The following is a 349-nucleotide window of genomic DNA, read 5'->3' on the forward strand; positions in this document are numbered from 1 at the left end:
GGCGACCAGCGTCGGCAGCTTAGCGATCACGCGAATGGCCGACACTTCGCGGTGACGCGGATTGTTGATGTCAAGCGAGTCGTGATAGAACGCCGACAGAGCGCCGACTGCGGCGACCAGAATCGATATCGGGTGCGCGTCGCGACGGAACCCCTGGAAGAAGAAGTGCATTTGCGCATGCACCATCGTGTGGTTCGTGACAGTCTTCACGAATTCGGCATTCTGCTGTGCGTTCGGCAGTTCGCCCGTCAGCAACAAATAGCAGGTTTCGAGGAAGTCGACGTTCTGCGCCAGATTGTCGATCGGATATCCGCGATACAGCAATTCGCCCTTGTCGCCGTCGATGTAG

General features: G+C 57.9%; 1 protein-coding gene. It reads right to left on the bottom strand.

Annotation, left to right across the window (positions count from 1 at the left end; genetic code table 11):
- Positions 1-349 (bottom strand): citrate/2-methylcitrate synthase (locus P0D96_RS48530; protein WP_408321509.1); only part of this gene is annotated, 349 nt, incomplete at both ends.

This window comes from Paraburkholderia sp. RL17-347-BIC-D (genome assembly GCF_046027915.1).
GTDB lineage: Bacteria > Pseudomonadota > Gammaproteobacteria > Burkholderiales > Burkholderiaceae > Paraburkholderia.